Here is a 16,243-nt window from a genome sequence, read left to right on the forward strand (position 1 = left end):
CCGTCACGGAGAACGCTGAATGGCCAGTTTTGCTCACACGGTCGGCGCGCAGACTTACCGCTTCGACAGCCTCAAAGACGTCATGGCCAAGGCCAGCCCCGCCCGCTCGGGGGATTTTCTCGCCGAGGTCGCCGCGCTCAACGACGGCGAACGGGTGGCCGCGCAAATGGCCCTGGCGGACATCCCGCTCACCCACTTCCTGCAGGAAGCGCTGATCCCCTACGAAGCCGACGAAGTCACCCGGCTGATCATCGACACCCACGACAAACAAGCCTTCGCCGTGGTCAGTCACCTGACCGTTGGCGGCTTTCGCGACTGGCTGCTCAGTGACGCGGCGGACGAAACCAGCCTGCGCGCCCTCGCCCCCGGCCTGACCCCGGAAATGGTCGCCGCCGTGTCGAAGATCATGCGTGTACAGGATCTGGTGCTGGTCGCGCAGAAAATCCGCGTGGTCACCCAATTTCGCGGCACCCTCGGTTTGCGCGGGCGCCTGTCGACCCGCCTGCAACCCAACCACCCGACTGACGAGCCGTCCGGCATCGCCGCGAGCATTCTCGACGGCCTGCTCTACGGCAACGGCGATGCGATGATCGGCGTCAACCCGGCCACTGACAGCATCGCTTCGATCTGCGCGATGCTGGAGATGCTCGACGCAATCATCCAGCGCTACGACATCCCGACTCAAGCCTGCGTGCTGACCCACGTCACCACCTCGATCGAGGCGATCAACCGTGGCGTGCCGCTGGATCTGGTGTTCCAGTCGATTGCCGGCACTGAGGCGGCCAACGCCAGTTTCGGCATCAACCTCAACGTGTTGCAGGAAGGCTACGACGCCGGCCTGAGTCTCAAGCGCGGCACCCTCGGGCAGAACCTGATGTATTTCGAAACCGGTCAAGGCAGCGCGCTGTCGGCCAACGCCCACCACGGCATAGATCAACAGACTTGCGAGACAAGGGCCTACGCCGTGGCGCGACATTTCAAGCCGTTCCTGGTGAACACCGTCGTAGGATTTATCGGCCCGGAATACCTCTACAACGGCAAGCAGATCATCCGCGCCGGCCTTGAAGATCACTTCTGCGGCAAGCTGCTCGGCGTGCCGATGGGCTGCGACATCTGCTACACCAACCACGCCGAAGCCGACCAGGACGACATGGATACCCTGCTGACGTTGCTCGGCGTCGCCGGGATCAACTTCATCATGGGCATCCCCGGCTCCGACGACATCATGCTCAATTACCAGACCACTTCGTTTCACGACGCTTTGTACGCCCGCCAGACCCTGGGCCTGAAACCGGCGCCGGAGTTCGAGCAATGGCTGGCCAACATGGGCATCTTCACCCAGGCGGACGGCAAGGTTCGCTTCGGCAACAACCTGCCGCCGGCCTTCCGCCAGGCCTTGGCGCACTTGGGATGAGTCTTATGGAAAAACCACCGGTCGATCCGCAAAACCCCTGGCTGGAACTGCGCCGTCTGACCCCGGCGCGGATTGCCCTGGGCCGCACCGGCACCAGCCTGCCGACGCGGGCGCAGCTGGATTTTCAGTTTGCCCACGCCCAGGCCCGCGATGCCGTGCACCTGGCCTTCGATCACTGCGAAATCCGCGCACAACTGAGCGAGCGCGGGCGGGAAACCCTGGCACTGCAAAGCGCTGCGCCGGACCGACACACCTATCTGCAACGCCCGGATCTGGGGCGCAAGCTCAGCGATGCATCGGCGCAGGTCTTACGCGATTACGCCAGCGAACACCCGGGCGGCGTCGATCTGGTGATGGTCGTCGCGGATGGCCTGTCGGCGCTGGCGGTGCATCGGCACACGCTGCCGTTCCTGACGCGCCTGGAAGAGCAGATGAGCGGCGACGGCTGGTCCGTGGCACCGGTGGTGCTGGTGGAACAGGGCCGCGTCGCCATCGGTGACGAGATCGGCCAGTTGCTAGGGGCGAAAATGGTGGTGATGCTGATCGGCGAGCGCCCGGGCTTGAGTTCACCGGACAGCCTCGGGCTGTATTTCACCTACGCGCCGAAGGTCGGCCTCACCGACGCGTATCGCAATTGCATTTCCAATGTTCGGCTTGAAGGTTTGAGCTACGGCATGGCGGCGCATCGCTTGCTGTATCTGATGCGCGAGGCCTGTCGGCGGCAGCTGTCGGGGGTCAACCTGAAGGATGAAGCTCAGCTGCACACATTGGAGGCGGACGACGCTGTCGACATGAAAGGCAATTTCCTGCTCGATCCACCGCCAGCCTGAACCGTTTCCGCATTGCCTTTCTGCGCTGCTTTCAGGCAGGATCGACGCACGGCCGCCCGGGTTTCCCATCGCCGTCAGAGCAGTTGAAGACAGCCACTTGAAGACGAGACCTATCATGCGGATTATTCAAGCGACCCTCGAACATCTGGATTTGCTGACTCCTTTGTTCGTCAAATATCGCGAGTTCTACGGCTCCCTGCCTTACCCGGATTCCTCCCGCGCGTTCCTCGAAAAGCGCTTGCGCCGCAAAGAGTCGGTAATCTATCTGGCCCTGGCCGACGATGACGACAAGAAACTCATGGGTTTCTGCCAGCTCTATCCGAGCTTCTCTTCGTTGTCGCTCAAACGCGTGTGGATTCTCAACGATATCTACGTTGCCGAAGATGCGCGCCGGCAACTGGTCGCTGACAACCTGATCCGCACCGCAAAGAAAATGGCCAAGGAAACCCAGGCCGTGCGCATGCGCGTCTCGACCAGCGCGAACAACGAAGTGGCGCAGAAAACCTACGAATCGATCGGCTTCAAGGAAGACACCGAGTTCAAGAACTACGTACTGCCGATCAGCGACGAGCTCTGACTCCAACGGCTTCGGTGATGAGGGAGTTCGCTCCCTCGCCACGGCCACCTTTTCCCTGACAATTGCTCACTTCGCGACACTCCCCGCTACAAAACCGACGCGCTTTTCATCGCTCAGACCGTATAATCCCGATCTTTCCGGCTTGTAAGAAAAACTACACCCCGCTGTAGGCTTACACGAAGTCATCCGCACAGGCCTGCCGAGTCGGGCCGTCATACAGGTGCCCCCATGGATTTCAACCCGCTCGACCTTATCCTGCATCTCGATGTGTATCTCGATTTGCTGGTGAACAACTATGGGCCATGGATCTACGCCATCCTGTTTATGGTGATCTTCTGTGAAACCGGGCTCGTGGTGATGCCGTTCCTGCCGGGTGACTCGCTGCTGTTCATCGCTGGCGCAGTGGCGGCCGGCGGCGGCATGGATCCGGTGCTGCTCGGTGGCCTGCTGATGCTGGCGGCGATCATGGGCGACAGTACCAACTACGTGATCGGACGCACGGCCGGGGAGAAGCTGTTCAGCAACCCGAACTCGAAAATCTTCCGTCGCGACTACCTGCAAAAAACCCACGATTTCTACGACAAGCACGGCGGCAAAACCGTGACCATGGCGCGTTTCCTGCCGATCATCCGCACCTTCGCGCCGTTCGTCGCGGGCGTGGCGCGGATGCCGTACCCGCGTTTCTTCGGCTTCAGCGTGCTCGGCACCATCCTCTGGGTCGGCGGTCTGGTCACTCTGGGTTACTTCTTCGGCAACGTGCCGTTCATCAAGAAAAACCTCTCGCTGCTGGTGGTGGCAATCATTCTGCTGTCGCTGGTGCCGATGATCATCGGCGTGGTGCGCAGCCGGTTCGGCGGCACCAAAGTGCAATCGCACTGATCCGATGTGGTCACTGAGCGCCTGGCGACGCCGGCGCCTCTTGGCCAGGCACCCGATTGCCGACGACCTGTGGCAACGGGTGCGCCATCAACTCTCCTTCCTCGATGGCATCAGCGCTGCTGAAGACCAGTGGTTGCGCGAAGCCTGTGTGCTGTTTCTCGACGACAAACACCTGACCGCCCTGCCCGGTGTCGAGCTGCATCAGGAGCAACGCCTGCTGCTCGCCGCCCAGGCGCAGTTGCCGTTGCTGCACCTCGGCGATCTGAACTGGTACCAGGGTTTCCACGAGATCGTGCTGTACCCGGACGACTTCCTCAGCCCGCAACGCCATCGCGATGCCAGCGGCGTCGAGCATGAGTGGGACGGCGAACACAGCGGTGAAGCCTGGCAGCAGGGGCCGGTGATTCTCGCCTGGCCCGGCGTACAGGCCAGCGGTGGCTGGGAAGGCTACAACCTGGTGATCCACGAACTGGCGCACAAGCTCGATATGCTCAACGGCGACGCCAACGGCCTGCCGCCACTGCACGCCGACATGCGCGTCAGCGACTGGGCCAAAGTGATGCAGGCCGCTTACGACGACCTCAACCGCCAACTCGACCACGATCCAGACGCCGAAACCGCCATCGATCCCTACGCCGCCGAGAACCCGGCGGAGTTCTTCGCCGTCACCAGCGAATACTTCTTCAGCGCCCCGGATCTGCTGCACGAGGCTTATCCACAGGTCTACTTGCAACTGCAGCTTTTCTACCGGCAGGATCCGTTGGGCAGACTGCGGCAACTTCAGGCCACAGACCCGGTCTATCAGGCGCACGACTGAGCTCTGCACGACTTCTGGTACGTGGCGTCGGCGTAGGAATGTGCCTATAATCGCCGCCACTTTTTGGTCAATCCGGCCAAGTGTTTTTGGTCAACTACGGGGGCAACGCCCAATGAGCTACAGCAAGATTCCGGCTGGCAAAGACCTGCCGAACGACATCTACGTCGCGATCGAGATCCCGGCCAACCACGCGCCGATCAAATACGAAATCGACAAAGACAGCGATTGCCTGTTCGTTGACCGTTTCATGGCCACCCCAATGTTCTACCCGGCCAACTACGGTTACATCCCGAACACCCTGGCTGACGACGGTGATCCCCTCGACGTGCTGGTCGTAACCCCTTACCCGGTTGCTCCAGGCTCGGTAATCCGCGCCCGTCCGGTCGGCATCCTGAACATGACCGACGACGGCGGCGGCGATGCCAAAGTCATCGCCGTGCCACACGACAAGCTGTCGCAGCTGTACGTCGATGTGAAGGAATACACCGACCTGCCACCCCTGCTGATCCAGCAGATCGAGCACTTCTTCGCGAACTACAAGGATCTCGAGAAGGGCAAGTGGGTCAAGATCGAAGGCTGGGCCGGTGCAGACGCCGCCCGCGAAGCGATCACCAAGTCGGTTGCCGCCTACAAGGGCTAAGCAATTGCGCCTTGCGTGACGCTTGAAAAAACCCCGGATTTCCGGGGTTTTTTGTTATTGGCGTCTGCATAATCGACTCGGTTGTTCAGGTCGATGTAACTCGAAATACACCTTGGTCGGCCCCCTCTCCCTCCGGGAGAGGGTTGGGGTGAGGGGCTCTTGAAAAAGCCCGACTAAACAAACCGTTTAAATTCCTACATGCAGTTTTAATCTGTTTAATTTCCCACAAGTACGTCTTACATCCCGTCGCAAAATACAGGCTTTTTTTGAACGCCCGGTTTATTCAAACCGCTCTAGTACGGCCGTAGACTCCGTGTTTATGAGAAAGAACACTAGCGGTCCACGATTCAAGGCACTCCTGGAAGCAGCGAACATCAGCACCACGGATTTCGCAAGGTTCTGGGGCACGGAAGCCCAAAACGTTCATAACTGGTACACCCGGGGCGTCCCGGCGTATCGCATGGAAGAAGTCTCACGCCTGTTGTCGGTCAATAGTGAATGGCTGAAAACCGGGGAAGGCGTCAAGGAGGTCGCGCGCCTGCACCCACCCGCCAGCAATGGCGACACGTTCGATGCCCAGGCCATCTGCGGCGTCTACACCGTCATCAACCCCAGCGACATCGACCTGGCATTTTTCAAGGAAACCCCGATCGCCAACGGCGACGGTAAAACCCACGTCATCCTCGACCCCGACCAATCCCTGCGCCTGCCCCGCGCCCACCTTGATCAACTCGACATCCAGCACGCCAACGCCATCTGCGCGCACATGATCGGCAACAGCATGGCCGATCGCATCGAAGACGGCTCCATCGTCGCCATCGACCGCGGCCTGACCCAGGTCGTCGACGGCGAAATCTACGCCGTAGAGCACGACGGCATGCTGCGCATCAAATACCTGCACCGCATGCCCGGCAACGGCCTGCGCATGCGCAGCCACAACAGCGCCGAATACCCCGACGAGGTCTTCCGGCCAGCGCAGATCGAAGAGCAGCGGATTCATATTCTTGGCTGGGTGTTCTGGTGGTCGACACTGGGCAAGCGCCGGCCGGTGGTGCCGTTTCTGTGATTGTTTGCCAGAACCTGTGGGAGCGGGCTTGCCCGCGAAAAGGCCCTGACAACCGGTACAAATCCGGAGTTTGTAGCGCTTCAGTCGCTCTAAACCGCACTTGAGACTGGGAATCCAAAGCAAAACTCAGTATCCTGCGCCCCACATTCGCGCATCGACCCGCCCAGCGGCTCGAATGACGCCCGACGCGGCAGACCAACGTCTGACCAAGTCCCACAGCCGGACGCAGATCCGGATGTACGTTTTGAAGGCTGGCGCGGTTTACCAAAAATAAACCAAGCCAGTCCCCGAGAAGCCGGCCACAAGCCGGCTTTTTAATGCCTGCAACAAACCATATCCATTGCTGAAATTGCATTCCAGCTTGTATAGCGCCCAATGCACTGGTTACCGTCCCGCCAAATATCGCAGGAAACACCAAATGCCCAAAACCTCATTCCCCATTGAGGACGCGCTGAAGCGCGCCGCCGAACGAGGCGAGCCGCCTGCCGAAGATAAGTTGGCCAGTGAAGAAGATGACGAACTTGCCGCCATCGTTCACGAGCGCCTCGCCGCTCCTCAGCGAATGCAGGTCAGTCTGGCTGATCTGTAAGCTGTTCGAGCGCCCAGCTACAGTTGCTGAATTTGTCCAACAACCCGTTGGACAAATTCCCCTCACGGATAACTGAACGACTTCACCAACGTCAACTCCCCCGCCGTCCGCATCGGCACTACAAACGTCTCCATCTTTTCGCTCGGCGTGCCTTCTTCAGTAATCACCGTCACCTGCGCCGTGGTCAGCGCCTGCACCGCTGCATCCCCACCTTCGTCATCCCCGCGATACCCGCCGCCGTAATAATTCACATACACCAGATACTGCCCCTTGATCGGCGCGGGCATGGCGGCGATTTCCGGGCCGTAGCCGGTGGTGACGTCGACGTCGAGGGCGGCGCCGTTGGCGGCGCTGCGGTTGCCGTACCAGATGTGGGCGCCGTCGGGGGTTATCAGATGGAGATCGAGGTCGGTGCCGTCGCTGTCCCAGGCCAGCAACACGCGCAGTTTGGCCGGGGTGGCGCCGCCGCGGGCGTTGAGGAATTGCGTGCGGTGGCGTTGCTGGCCGTCGGCGCTGCGGACTTCGACGCTGTTGCTGCCATTGGGGAAGGAGAACGGGCGATCGAAGCCGCCGGCGGGGTCGATTTTCAGCGGCATGCTGACGCCGTTGACGATCAGGCGCCCGGGTTCATTGTTTTTCGGCACGGCTTTGATCTGGCCGCTGATTCTCGCGGTATTGGCCTGGCCAAGCGGTGTGTTGACCGACGAGGCCGGGTAGTTGACGGTCTGGCGAAAGCTCTCGCCCTCGCCTTGCGGTGCGCCGCTGCGCCAGCCGCCCACCGGGGTGTCGAGTTTGACGCCATCGGCGGCGTGAGCCTGCGGCAGTACGTTGAGGGCACAGAGCAGCAGCAAGACCTGTGGATAACGGAGTGTCATGGTCTATTCCAGCAAAAGGTGACGGGCGAGCCCTTCGATGTAGGTTTCATCCTGGCCGTTGGGGTGTGCTTCGAAGGCCAGGTGCAGATATTCGTGGGTCAGATCGAGGCGATCCTGCAGGCTCAGCACGCCGCGCACGTATATGCGCTGGCGTTCGCGGTCGACGAAGGGCCGGCCGAAGGCGAGTTTGCATACGGCGAAAGTGCTGACTTCGTTGTAGCCGGTTTCGCTTTCGAGCTTAGGACGCCAGCCGCGTCGCTGCTTTTGCAGCCAGTCTTGCGCGGCGGGCAATGCTTCGCAGGAGGCGACCGGGTTATCCCAGCGGCTGAGGCTGGCGCGTGGATAGGCGTGCAGCAGAATCGCGTCGTAGCGCTGGCCGGCGTTCGCTTGCTCGACGGCTCGCTGCCAGGCGAGTTTGTCCGGGCCGGGCTGGTCGGAGTGATAGGTGACGGTGCTGCCGGCCAGTACCAGATCCGCCGTCCACGCCGCGATGTTGCGTGACTCGGCCGAGGCTGGACGCGGGGCGACGCGCTGGCGATTGCTGCTGTCGTCGATGCTCAGGCATTCACCGTTGCGCGTGGCGTTTTGCAGCAGATAAGTGCGGATCGCTACGGCCAGCGCCTTGGCGGCTTCGGCGGGTTGCGGTTTGGCTTCGCGCTCAAGGACACGGGCGACATATTCTTCGCGATCAAGCCTTGCAACGAGTTTGTCGTTGAGCAGAAACAATTCGCCATCGCTGTGGATGTCCAGCGTGTTGCCGTTGGCGAATTCGACGCGGTAGTCGCCGCGCAATGGCCCGGACGTGGCAACACGATCTCCGGCCAGAACTTTCGACACCGGGTATTTCGAGAACAGCCCGACTTCCACACAACGCCCCGCGTCCGCTAGCCAAGCCGTCGGTAATACGCTGGCCAGCGCCTGACCGTAATGCCGCAGAACCATTTGACTGGTACCGGGTCCACCCGCCCAGATCGGTGCGCCGTCGGCGGTCCAACCGGCGAATCCACCTTGCCGCGATAGTGCATCCTGGTCGCCGAGCCAGCTCCAGGTTTTCACCCGCAGGCGCCCGCCCAACTCGCCGACGACATTGCCGTCCGCCGCGTTCAGCACGACATCGAGCAGCACGCGGCGCGTCTGATCCTGCGCTGGCAGCAATGCCAGAACGCTCAATAACTCGGCAACCGAAACCCTTGTTGCCGGTTGCACGGCTGGCAAATCCAGCAACCACGACGGTGCCTGCCGCGACTGCCAATACGCTCGCCAATCCTTCGCTGCAATGCCCAACCGCGCGGGGTCGAAATACAGACCGCAGGATTTCACCAGTGCCTGATCCCGCTCGATCTTGCCGCCCGCCGAGCAGCAATAAACTTCTTCTTTGGACTGCCCGCGACATTCATAAGCCGGCTCCCGCGCACCGGTATCCACCAGCCAGGCGTAGACGAACAACTTCCACAGACTGCCCAGCGGCGCATCCAGCGACGCTGGCAACGGTTCGCGCTTGATCAGTTGCGTCTGACTCAACGACAACAACTCGCCCTGATAGGCCACGCGCAACGGCTCATCCTGCGCTGTCGCCAGCGCAGGCATCACACCCATCAGCAGCCACAACAGCGGCCGGCGCATGTCAGTTGACCGTGACCTGACCGAGGGCAGCTTTAGCCTCCTGGGCCTGATGCTGCGGTGCATACACTTGCTTGAAGCGTACCGGCGGCAGGTTGAACTGGCCCTTCTGCGAGAAGCGCACCAGATGGCGCAGGCGCAACTCACCGCTCAATGAATCGACCGGCACCGCGTAAGCCAACTGACCCGGTTCGAAACGCGCTTTCTCGAGCGCGGTCGGTTCGGTGCCGTCCTTGCCCTGCAATTTGATGCCCCATGTCGTGCGCTCGACATCCGCGCCCGGTGGCAGCGGCACTTCAAGCATGCCGTAGCGCAGCGGTTTCGGCGCTTTGCTGGTGAGGATCACCTCGTCCAGGTACAGGCTGTCGCTGGACAGCGGCTTGGTGCCGACCGGCTCGAGTTTGAAGGTGAACGCTTCGTCGCCCGGCACCAGCCGCGACAGACGCCGAGTGACGCTCACGGCCATCGGATCGACCTGCGGCTGTTGAGTCTGGAAGCTCAGCGCTGCACGCAACGGCCGCTCTTGCGTGCCGGACACGCTCAGTATGTTCGGCAAAGGCGTCGCGCCTTGCCATGTCCAGTACATCTCGCCGCTGGCGCCGTAGTTTTTCTTCCAGCCCTCACCCGGCATCAGCGCGATGGTCGGCGAAGCCTGAGCGATGCTGCGTTGCAGCCAAGTCAGCGCCAGCGCACGTTCCAGTGTCGACTGCTGCGGCAACAGACGTTGCAACAACGCCGTGGCGCGAGCCTGATCGAAAGGTTGCAGCGACAGGTTCAGTGCTTCAACGAAGGGCTGCGAGCTGACGGCCAGACGTTGTTGCGCTGCGCCCAGTTGCCGATTGAACGCCTCCGGCAAAGCAACTTTCGCCTGCGTGGCCAACGATGCAGTGAGTACCCGCGCCGTCGCCAGACCAAGTGCCGAATCCGGGTCGTTCATCACCAGACTGTCCTGGCCGTCGTCGAGCAAGGTTTCGGCACTGCCTTCACCTGCCTTGACCAGATCGTCGATCAGACCGCTGAGCAGCGTGTTCACTGGCAGCTGCATCTGTTTGGCGAACGACAGAATCAGCGCCCGCTGCAGCAATGGCGTATTCGGCGCTTGCTTGGCGTACACCTCGAGTACGCGCTGCCAGTGCTCCGGCGGCAGAGTCAGGTCGAGTACGCGGCTGGCATTCCAGTCAGCGTAATAGGCATAGGCGGTGAGAAATGCATCCGGCTCGCCGTCGTAGCCCCACCAGGTGAAGCTCGCCGACGGCCCGGCCATTTGCACCAGACGCAGACGGCTGTTCTGCATGATCAGGCGCAAGCGATCGCGAATCTGCGGGTTCGACGCCAGCGATGGATAAGCGATGCTCAGCGGCAGCAAGCGACTGGCGGTCTGCTCGACGCCGCCGTACGGGTAGCTGAGCAGATCATCGAGGGCGGAACGGAACAGCGCTTGCGGACTGTCATCCAGACGCAGGCGAATATCCGTGGCATCCGCCGGCAAACTCAAGGGTGTATCGCCGCTGACCACATCGAGACTTTGCGTTTGCGTGACTTGCCAGCCATCACCGGTGGCACTCAAGCGCACAGCCAGGGCATCGGCGACTTTGCCGTCCTGCACCAACTCCGCCGTCCACTCGCCAGAGGCCAAAGCGAACGCCGGTAGTGGCAGGTAATTGATGCCGCTGTTCAGAGTCACCGGCAGACGTTGTTCGGTACCGGCATAGTGAGTTACCAGTTCCGCCTTGACCGGTTTCTCCGCCTGACTGAACGCAAACACGCCCAGCCGCGGCTGATCGCCCTTGCGGAATTTGCTCGGCCCGCTCCACTTCAGGTACAGCGGTTTTTCCGAACGGACAAACTGCTTCTTCTGCCCGACCTGACCGTCATCGGCAATCGCCCGCGCGGTGATGCGCCAGCGGGTCAGCGAGTCCGGCATCTTGAAGGTGAAGCGGGTTTTGCCGTCGGCACCGGTCAACAGCTCCGGCTGCCACGCAGCCGTGTCGACGTCTTCACGGCGCGGACGCTCAAGCACCTTCACGCCGCGTTCGCTGCGATTGGCTTTACCCGGGGCGCCGGGGCTACCCGGCAATGCCACGTCGTAGCTGATGAATGACAGGCTGGCACTGGTGCGCACGTTGTTGCGCCGAGGGTGATAGAAGAACTGGTCGATGCTCGGCGCGACTTCCGGTTGCAGCGCGTAGACCATTTCGTCGACCACGCTGACCGTCAAGTGTGCCGGAACCGCTTTGCCGGCGAACTGCGTGGTCAGGTCGACCGTGACCGTATCGCCCGGCAGGTACACCGCTTTGTCGGTGCTGATCGCCACGTCGATTTGCGGCGCGACCACTTTGATCCCGGCGTTCTGAAAGCTGTACTGACCGCCCTTGGTGTAGAGCACGGAGAAGGTCAGGTTCGGCGCGAAGCTGTCTTTCACCGCAATGCGCGCGCGGTATTGGGTGTCGCTGAGTTTTTCCAGCTTCAGCCAGTCGGCGCCCTTGGCCAGCAGCGCAGTGGCCTCGACCTTGTCGCGCTCCAGCGACAGCAGTGCGTCGCTGACCGGCTCAGGGAAGGTGATCAGCGCCAGCGCTTCTTCGCCCGCCTTGTACTCGGGCTTGTCGAGGACGATTTCCACTGTGCCCGGCACCGCTTTCACACCGTCGCCGGTGACCGAGTGGCCGGTGGCGCCGAGGACGCGACCGTGTTGATCCTTCAGCGTCAGGTTGTAGGTGCCCGGACGTTCGAAGGCGAGGCTGAAGCCTTTGTCCGTTGCGGCGAGTTTGCCTTCGCCGGTGCTCTGATCTTCCAGACGCACCCAACCATACGTGCTTGGGGTCACCGCTTTGCTTTGCTCGGTGCCGCCCTCGTTGGCGTAGCTGAACGCAACCTTGTCACCGACTGCACTGAAGCGTTGCGGCGCGCTCAAGCGAAAACTTGCCGCGCCACGGTCGATGAGGATTTCCTTGGTGGTCTTGACCCGATACGCCGCGCCGTCGCTGGCAAACACGGTGAGCATGTAGCGGCTCGGTTTTTCCGCCGCTGGCAGATCCAGTGTCGCGTTGCCTTTGCTGTCGGTAGTCAGTTCGGTGCTGGTCAGCTCCACCGGAAATTGCCCGAGGTATTGCAGCTCGTTGTCGACCATCGACAGTTGCTGGGCGCGCAGGCTCAGGCTCAATTTGGCATTGGCCACCGGTTTGCCGTCGGGGTAGAGCAGCACCAGACTGCCTTTCACCGGCTCACCGGTGCGGTAATCCTGCTTGGCCAGATTCAGCGAGATTTCGAAGTGCGGCTTGATGTATTCGGCAACGCGGAAAGCACTGCTGTAGGCCTGATCCTTGTAGTTGAAACGGATCTCGTAACCACCGGCCACGGCGTTATCCGGCAACTGGAAACGGCCCTGGGTACCTGCTTTCGAATCAAGCTTCAGATTGAGGGTTTGCAGTTCGGTCCCCGTGGCATCAAGCACGCTGACACTGACATCCGCCGCGCCCGGCAGCACCGAATCACGGGCATTCTTGAACTCGCGACCGACGATTTTCAGCGACACCCAATCGCCCGGACGATACAGCGGCCGGTCGGTGAAGGCATACAGTTTGGTGTCGTAGATTTCGCTGTCGTAATAGAAGTTTTCCGAGACGAACACGCCGCCCTCTTCGTCCTCGCCAATGACGAACGAACGCTCCGGGCTGACGTGTTTCAGACGTAGCAAACCATCGGCATCGGTAGCACCGCTGCTCATTACGCCAAGGCCATCGGTCCACAGCACGTTGACCTTCGGCACCGAGCTGCCTTCGTGTTTGCGCGCGGCCCAGACCAGCAGTTCATCGCCGGCAATCTTGCTTACCGCGACGGTGTTGGAGACGAACACCATGGTGGTCGCGCGGTACTTGCCGATCAGCGCTTCGACCAGATACAGCCCAGGCTTCAGGTTGCCCAGCGGGATGTACACGTTGCCCGGTGCGACGCTGACAAAGTCGCTGGACGAGCCGGCCAGATTGACCCCGGCCGGCGGCTGAATCGGCTTGGCCTGCCACAGTGGATAACGGAACTGGCTGACCACCGGCAGACCCGGGATCAGCGCGAATTGCGGCTGCGCGTCGTACGGCGTCGGCGCGGCCATGGTCTCGCCCATTTTCAGCTCCGGCACTTCTTCGGTGACCTGCTTGCGCGACTCGTAGGAGAACGCACGCTGCATCACCCGGCGGGATTTGCGATACCAGTTGTCCCACAGATACGCGAGGGTGTTGGACAGACCTTCGCCCTTGAACTGGCCGTCACTGACGACGCGGTGCAGGTTCTTCTGGCGCTTGAGGAAATCCAGCGGCTTGTCGATGCGATACACGCGAATGTCGGCGCCGCCGTACGGTTCCATGCGAAAGCGCCGGTAGTCACGACCCGGGGCTTCGAGGCGGACCATCGCCGGCTCGTCGCTGGCAAAACTGCTGTCGGCGAGCAGGAAGAAACTCTCACCGGCCACCGGCGTGTAATTGCTCGGCTCCACCGAGTCTTCGGCGTTGACGCAGGAAAACGGCAGCAACAACGCCAACAGCAAAGAAATTCGCGAACAGATACGCAACATGCGGGCACCGGTCATTGGGAGAGAAAGTTCAGTCGATAGACGCCGATGAAGTTGGGGTTGGCTGCGTCGGGTATCCATCGGGTGTCCTTCCATGTCATGAGTTGCTGCAGGCTTGCCGAACGCATGCCGTTGTCAGTGGGGGTGGTGGTGCCGGTGTGATAGGCGATGTAGCGGCCCATCCAGATCATCAGGTGCTGATCGTCGCCCTGATCGAAAAACATCAGGTCGCCGGGCCGCGCCTGCGCCACATCGCGGCCGACCAGGTGGCTGTTGAACTGAATCAGTTTGATCGCGTTGACGTACGGCCCGACCTTGCCGCCGCCCTGCTGCCACTGTTGCGCGAGTTTGCGTTGCGCGTCGCTCAGCGCCAGCTCCGGCGGCAGATAGCGATTGGACAGACCATTGCTGCGCAGCCATTTGTCGTCGTGGACTTTCAGCGCTTCGTTGGCGGCAAAGCGCACCAGGCCGGCGCAGTCCTGCTGATACCAGCGCGGGCTTGGGCCTTGGCTCAATTGCTCTTGAGCAATACGCACAAACCAGGCGCGAAACACCTGGGATTGCGCCGGGTCGAGCGCTGGCGCTTCAACCGCACGGGCGCCTGCGCTCAGCAGCAAAGCAAGCAAGCCGAGGCTGCGGATCAGTGCGCTCACAACGCCTTCCATTCCAGCGGCAGCCATTGCCAGTGGCCGTCCGGCTCGCTGCCTTCGGGCAGGGTCAGGGCATATTTGCCGTAGCCGCCAAGGGTGCGCAGTTTCGGCATCAGGTAGGTTTGCGCGGCGTTGTAGAACACCGGCTCCATGTCCTGCGGCAGGCTGTCGAGGGTTTCGCGCTGCATCAGTTGCGCCATCGCGTCCGGGCCGAAGTAGATCGGCATCAGTACGTCTTTTGGCAAAACGTCGGCCATCGGCGGGAAGCGCTTGTCGAGGGTGCCGAGGGCTTTATCGACGAGTTTGTCGTCGAGGGAAAACAGCAGCGTCGAGCCATGACGGGCGAGGCTGACTTTCATGAACGCCTTGCCGGAAATCGCCTCCGGGTTCTCGGCGGTCTTCGCCGCGTACGGCCCGAAACTGGAACTGACCTGCCGCTGCCAGACGTGGCTCTGGCCTTCCTGCTTGTCGATCACCGGGAATACGCTTTCGGCGACGTTGGCTTCGAACGCGCCGACCATCGAGCCGAACAACTTGCCCAGATCACCATCAAGCTTGCTGCTGTCCTCGTCTTTGAGGCTGGCGACCAGCAGTGGCGTGTACAGCCGCGAATCGGCGTACCAGCACAGGCCGGCCGCGCCAGCGACGTGTTCGGTCAGCGTTTGCGCAACAGCTTCATCGGCACCGAGCTTGATCAATATCGGTTTCTGCGGCTCGGCCGCCACCGGCAGGGTCACGCAAGCGCTCGCCCCCAACGGCATCGCCTGCCAGACCGGTTTGAAATCGAAGTCCGGCTGGTTTTCCAGTTCATCCATGGCCAGATAGCTGTGCCAGCCCTTGTCGTCCATGTCGAAACGCAGCCCGGCGAAATTCGGGATGAAGCGCTGATAGCCCATCGCGAGCACGCTGGAATTGACCGACAGACGCTGCTTGGTTTCCGGGTTCTTCGCTGGCAAGCCGAACGCTTCGGGGAAGAGTTTTTCACCGTTGAGCAACGCCGCCAGCGCTTGCGCGGAAACGCGGCCCGACTCTTCCGAGACGCCGCTCTCGGGGTCGTAGTACTTGGCTGGATTGGACAACACCACCAGTTTGTCGCCGCGCGACGCGAACAGCAGTGATTTGCTGGCGTTGTAGCTGAGTTGATACAGCGGCACTTCGTCGCTGCCGACTTTGAGAGTGCCGAAGACGCTGAGCTGGGTGTCATCCAGCGCTACTTTGGACAGTGGCTCGAGCAGCTTGGCCAATCCGCCGCGATCCATCACCAGCAGGAAATCCTTCAAGCGGCCATCGGCGCCACGCCACAACGCCACATCGGCCGGTTGATCGAAAAGCTGCTCGATCAGGCTGTCCTGCAACTTCAGGTCATGCTCGTAGATAATCCGCCGCAGGCTGCCGATCAGGCCGAGGCGATCGGCGTGGGTTTCGTAATAGAAGACGAAATCCTCGGTGAGCGTGGCCTTGAGAAACGGCACCGTCAGCAGGTCCTTGGGCAACTGGCTCAGTGAACGGGTTTCGAGCAAGGCATCCGGACGGCCGAGGCCGAGCCTGTCACTGGCCAGTGCCGCCGGCGGCACTTTGGGCTTGAGCAGCAGCCAGCCGAAACCGCCCGCCACACCGGCCACCAGGCACAGGCCGAGCACGACCAGCGGCCAGCGCCGCGAAGGTTTGGCCGCCGGTGTCGCGGCAGCTGGAGTCACAGTGTTATCGCTCATGTTCACAACATCC

Annotated in this window: 13 protein-coding genes; 8 read left to right on the forward strand and 5 right to left on the reverse strand. The window is 61.6% G+C overall.

Features of this window, described 5'->3' with window-relative positions; translation table 11 throughout:
- Positions 1 to 19: 19 nt before the first annotated feature.
- The 8 genes from AB9L16_RS22725 to AB9L16_RS22760 all read left to right on the forward strand — a co-directional run bounded on the left by AB9L16_RS22725 (position 20) and on the right by AB9L16_RS22760 (position 6,812).
- Positions 20 to 1,414: an ethanolamine ammonia-lyase subunit EutB gene (locus AB9L16_RS22725; RefSeq protein ID WP_310220029.1), complete on the forward strand. Its 1,395-nt coding sequence runs from the start codon at positions 20 to 22 to the stop codon at positions 1,412 to 1,414.
- A gap of 5 nt (positions 1,415 to 1,419) precedes the next feature.
- The gene (gene eutC / locus AB9L16_RS22730) at positions 1,420 to 2,244 is read left to right on the forward strand and encodes an ethanolamine ammonia-lyase subunit EutC (RefSeq protein WP_375122739.1); all 825 of its coding nucleotides are present in this window, start codon (positions 1,420 to 1,422) and stop codon (positions 2,242 to 2,244) included.
- A gap of 115 nt (positions 2,245 to 2,359) precedes the next feature.
- On the forward strand, positions 2,360 to 2,821 hold the full coding sequence (locus tag AB9L16_RS22735; RefSeq protein WP_016773002.1) for an N-acetyltransferase: 462 nt from the start codon (positions 2,360 to 2,362) through the stop codon (positions 2,819 to 2,821).
- Between the two features lie 228 nt (positions 2,822 to 3,049).
- Positions 3,050 to 3,700 (forward strand): DedA family protein, encoded by a 651-nt coding sequence (locus AB9L16_RS22740; protein ID WP_095181915.1) that lies wholly within the window; start codon positions 3,050 to 3,052, stop codon positions 3,698 to 3,700.
- Between the two features lie 4 nt (positions 3,701 to 3,704).
- Entirely contained in the window at positions 3,705 to 4,517 is an 813-nt protein-coding gene (locus tag AB9L16_RS22745; protein WP_095181916.1) for a zinc-dependent peptidase, read from the forward strand.
- A gap of 112 nt (positions 4,518 to 4,629) precedes the next feature.
- A complete protein-coding gene (gene ppa / locus AB9L16_RS22750; RefSeq protein ID WP_003205933.1) occupies positions 4,630 to 5,157 on the forward strand; it encodes an inorganic diphosphatase in 528 nt (175 codons plus the stop codon).
- A 319-nt stretch (positions 5,158 to 5,476) separates the two neighbouring features.
- Positions 5,477 to 6,223: a S24 family peptidase gene (locus AB9L16_RS22755; protein ID WP_041477707.1), complete on the forward strand. Its 747-nt coding sequence runs from the start codon at positions 5,477 to 5,479 to the stop codon at positions 6,221 to 6,223.
- A 418-nt stretch (positions 6,224 to 6,641) separates the two neighbouring features.
- Entirely contained in the window at positions 6,642 to 6,812 is a 171-nt protein-coding gene (locus AB9L16_RS22760) for a hypothetical protein (protein WP_016772997.1), read from the forward strand.
- A gap of 62 nt (positions 6,813 to 6,874) precedes the next feature.
- Here AB9L16_RS22760 and AB9L16_RS22765 read toward each other — a convergent pair whose 3' ends face one another.
- Genes AB9L16_RS22765 through AB9L16_RS22785 form a run of 5 tightly spaced genes read right to left on the reverse strand, consistent with a single transcriptional unit; the run spans position 6,875 to position 16,230 of the window.
- Complete coding sequence (locus AB9L16_RS22765; protein WP_375122740.1) at positions 6,875 to 7,687, reverse strand: YfaP family protein; 813 nt, start codon at positions 7,685 to 7,687, stop codon at positions 6,875 to 6,877.
- A 3-nt stretch (positions 7,688 to 7,690) separates the two neighbouring features.
- On the reverse strand, positions 7,691 to 9,310 hold the full coding sequence (locus tag AB9L16_RS22770) for a DUF2300 domain-containing protein (protein ID WP_375122741.1): 1,620 nt from the start codon (positions 9,308 to 9,310) through the stop codon (positions 7,691 to 7,693).
- A gap of 1 nt (position 9,311) precedes the next feature.
- Entirely contained in the window at positions 9,312 to 13,886 is a 4,575-nt protein-coding gene (locus AB9L16_RS22775; RefSeq protein ID WP_375122742.1) for an alpha-2-macroglobulin, read from the reverse strand.
- A complete protein-coding gene (locus AB9L16_RS22780; protein WP_375123783.1) occupies positions 13,883 to 14,533 on the reverse strand; it encodes a DUF1175 domain-containing protein in 651 nt (216 codons plus the stop codon). Before AB9L16_RS22780 ends, AB9L16_RS22775 begins: the two co-directional genes overlap by 4 nt.
- Positions 14,518 to 16,230, reverse strand: coding sequence for a DUF2138 domain-containing protein (locus tag AB9L16_RS22785; protein ID WP_375122743.1), 1,713 nt, complete (start codon positions 16,228 to 16,230; stop codon positions 14,518 to 14,520). The genes AB9L16_RS22780 and AB9L16_RS22785 overlap by 16 nt, the downstream gene beginning before the upstream one ends.
- Between the last annotated feature and the right edge of the window lie 13 nt (positions 16,231 to 16,243).

This window comes from Pseudomonas sp. LW8 (genome assembly GCF_041956865.1).
GTDB lineage: Bacteria > Pseudomonadota > Gammaproteobacteria > Pseudomonadales > Pseudomonadaceae > Aquipseudomonas > Aquipseudomonas siliginis.

What these genes read in the sequence shown, in the direction of transcription:
- AB9L16_RS22755 (WP_041477707.1), top strand. Translation starts at nt 5,477, where the DNA reads ATGAGAAAGAACACTAGCGGTCCACGATTCAAGGCACTCCTGGAAGCA.
- eutC (WP_375122739.1), top strand. Translation starts at nt 1,420, where the DNA reads ATGGAAAAACCACCGGTCGATCCGCAAAACCCCTGGCTGGAACTGCGC.
- AB9L16_RS22760 (WP_016772997.1), top strand. Translation starts at nt 6,642, where the DNA reads ATGCCCAAAACCTCATTCCCCATTGAGGACGCGCTGAAGCGCGCCGCC.
- AB9L16_RS22780 (WP_375123783.1), bottom strand. Translation starts at nt 14,533, where the DNA reads ATGGAAGGCGTTGTGAGCGCACTGATCCGCAGCCTCGGCTTGCTTGCT.
- ppa (WP_003205933.1), top strand. Translation starts at nt 4,630, where the DNA reads ATGAGCTACAGCAAGATTCCGGCTGGCAAAGACCTGCCGAACGACATC.
- AB9L16_RS22775 (WP_375122742.1), bottom strand. Translation starts at nt 13,886, where the DNA reads ATGACCGGTGCCCGCATGTTGCGTATCTGTTCGCGAATTTCTTTGCTG.
- AB9L16_RS22770 (WP_375122741.1), bottom strand. Translation starts at nt 9,310, where the DNA reads ATGCGCCGGCCGCTGTTGTGGCTGCTGATGGGTGTGATGCCTGCGCTG.
- AB9L16_RS22725 (WP_310220029.1), top strand. Translation starts at nt 20, where the DNA reads ATGGCCAGTTTTGCTCACACGGTCGGCGCGCAGACTTACCGCTTCGAC.
- AB9L16_RS22785 (WP_375122743.1), bottom strand. Translation starts at nt 16,230, where the DNA reads ATGAGCGATAACACTGTGACTCCAGCTGCCGCGACACCGGCGGCCAAA.
- AB9L16_RS22740 (WP_095181915.1), top strand. Translation starts at nt 3,050, where the DNA reads ATGGATTTCAACCCGCTCGACCTTATCCTGCATCTCGATGTGTATCTC.
- AB9L16_RS22765 (WP_375122740.1), bottom strand. Translation starts at nt 7,687, where the DNA reads ATGACACTCCGTTATCCACAGGTCTTGCTGCTGCTCTGTGCCCTCAAC.
- AB9L16_RS22735 (WP_016773002.1), top strand. Translation starts at nt 2,360, where the DNA reads ATGCGGATTATTCAAGCGACCCTCGAACATCTGGATTTGCTGACTCCT.
- AB9L16_RS22745 (WP_095181916.1), top strand. Translation starts at nt 3,705, where the DNA reads ATGTGGTCACTGAGCGCCTGGCGACGCCGGCGCCTCTTGGCCAGGCAC.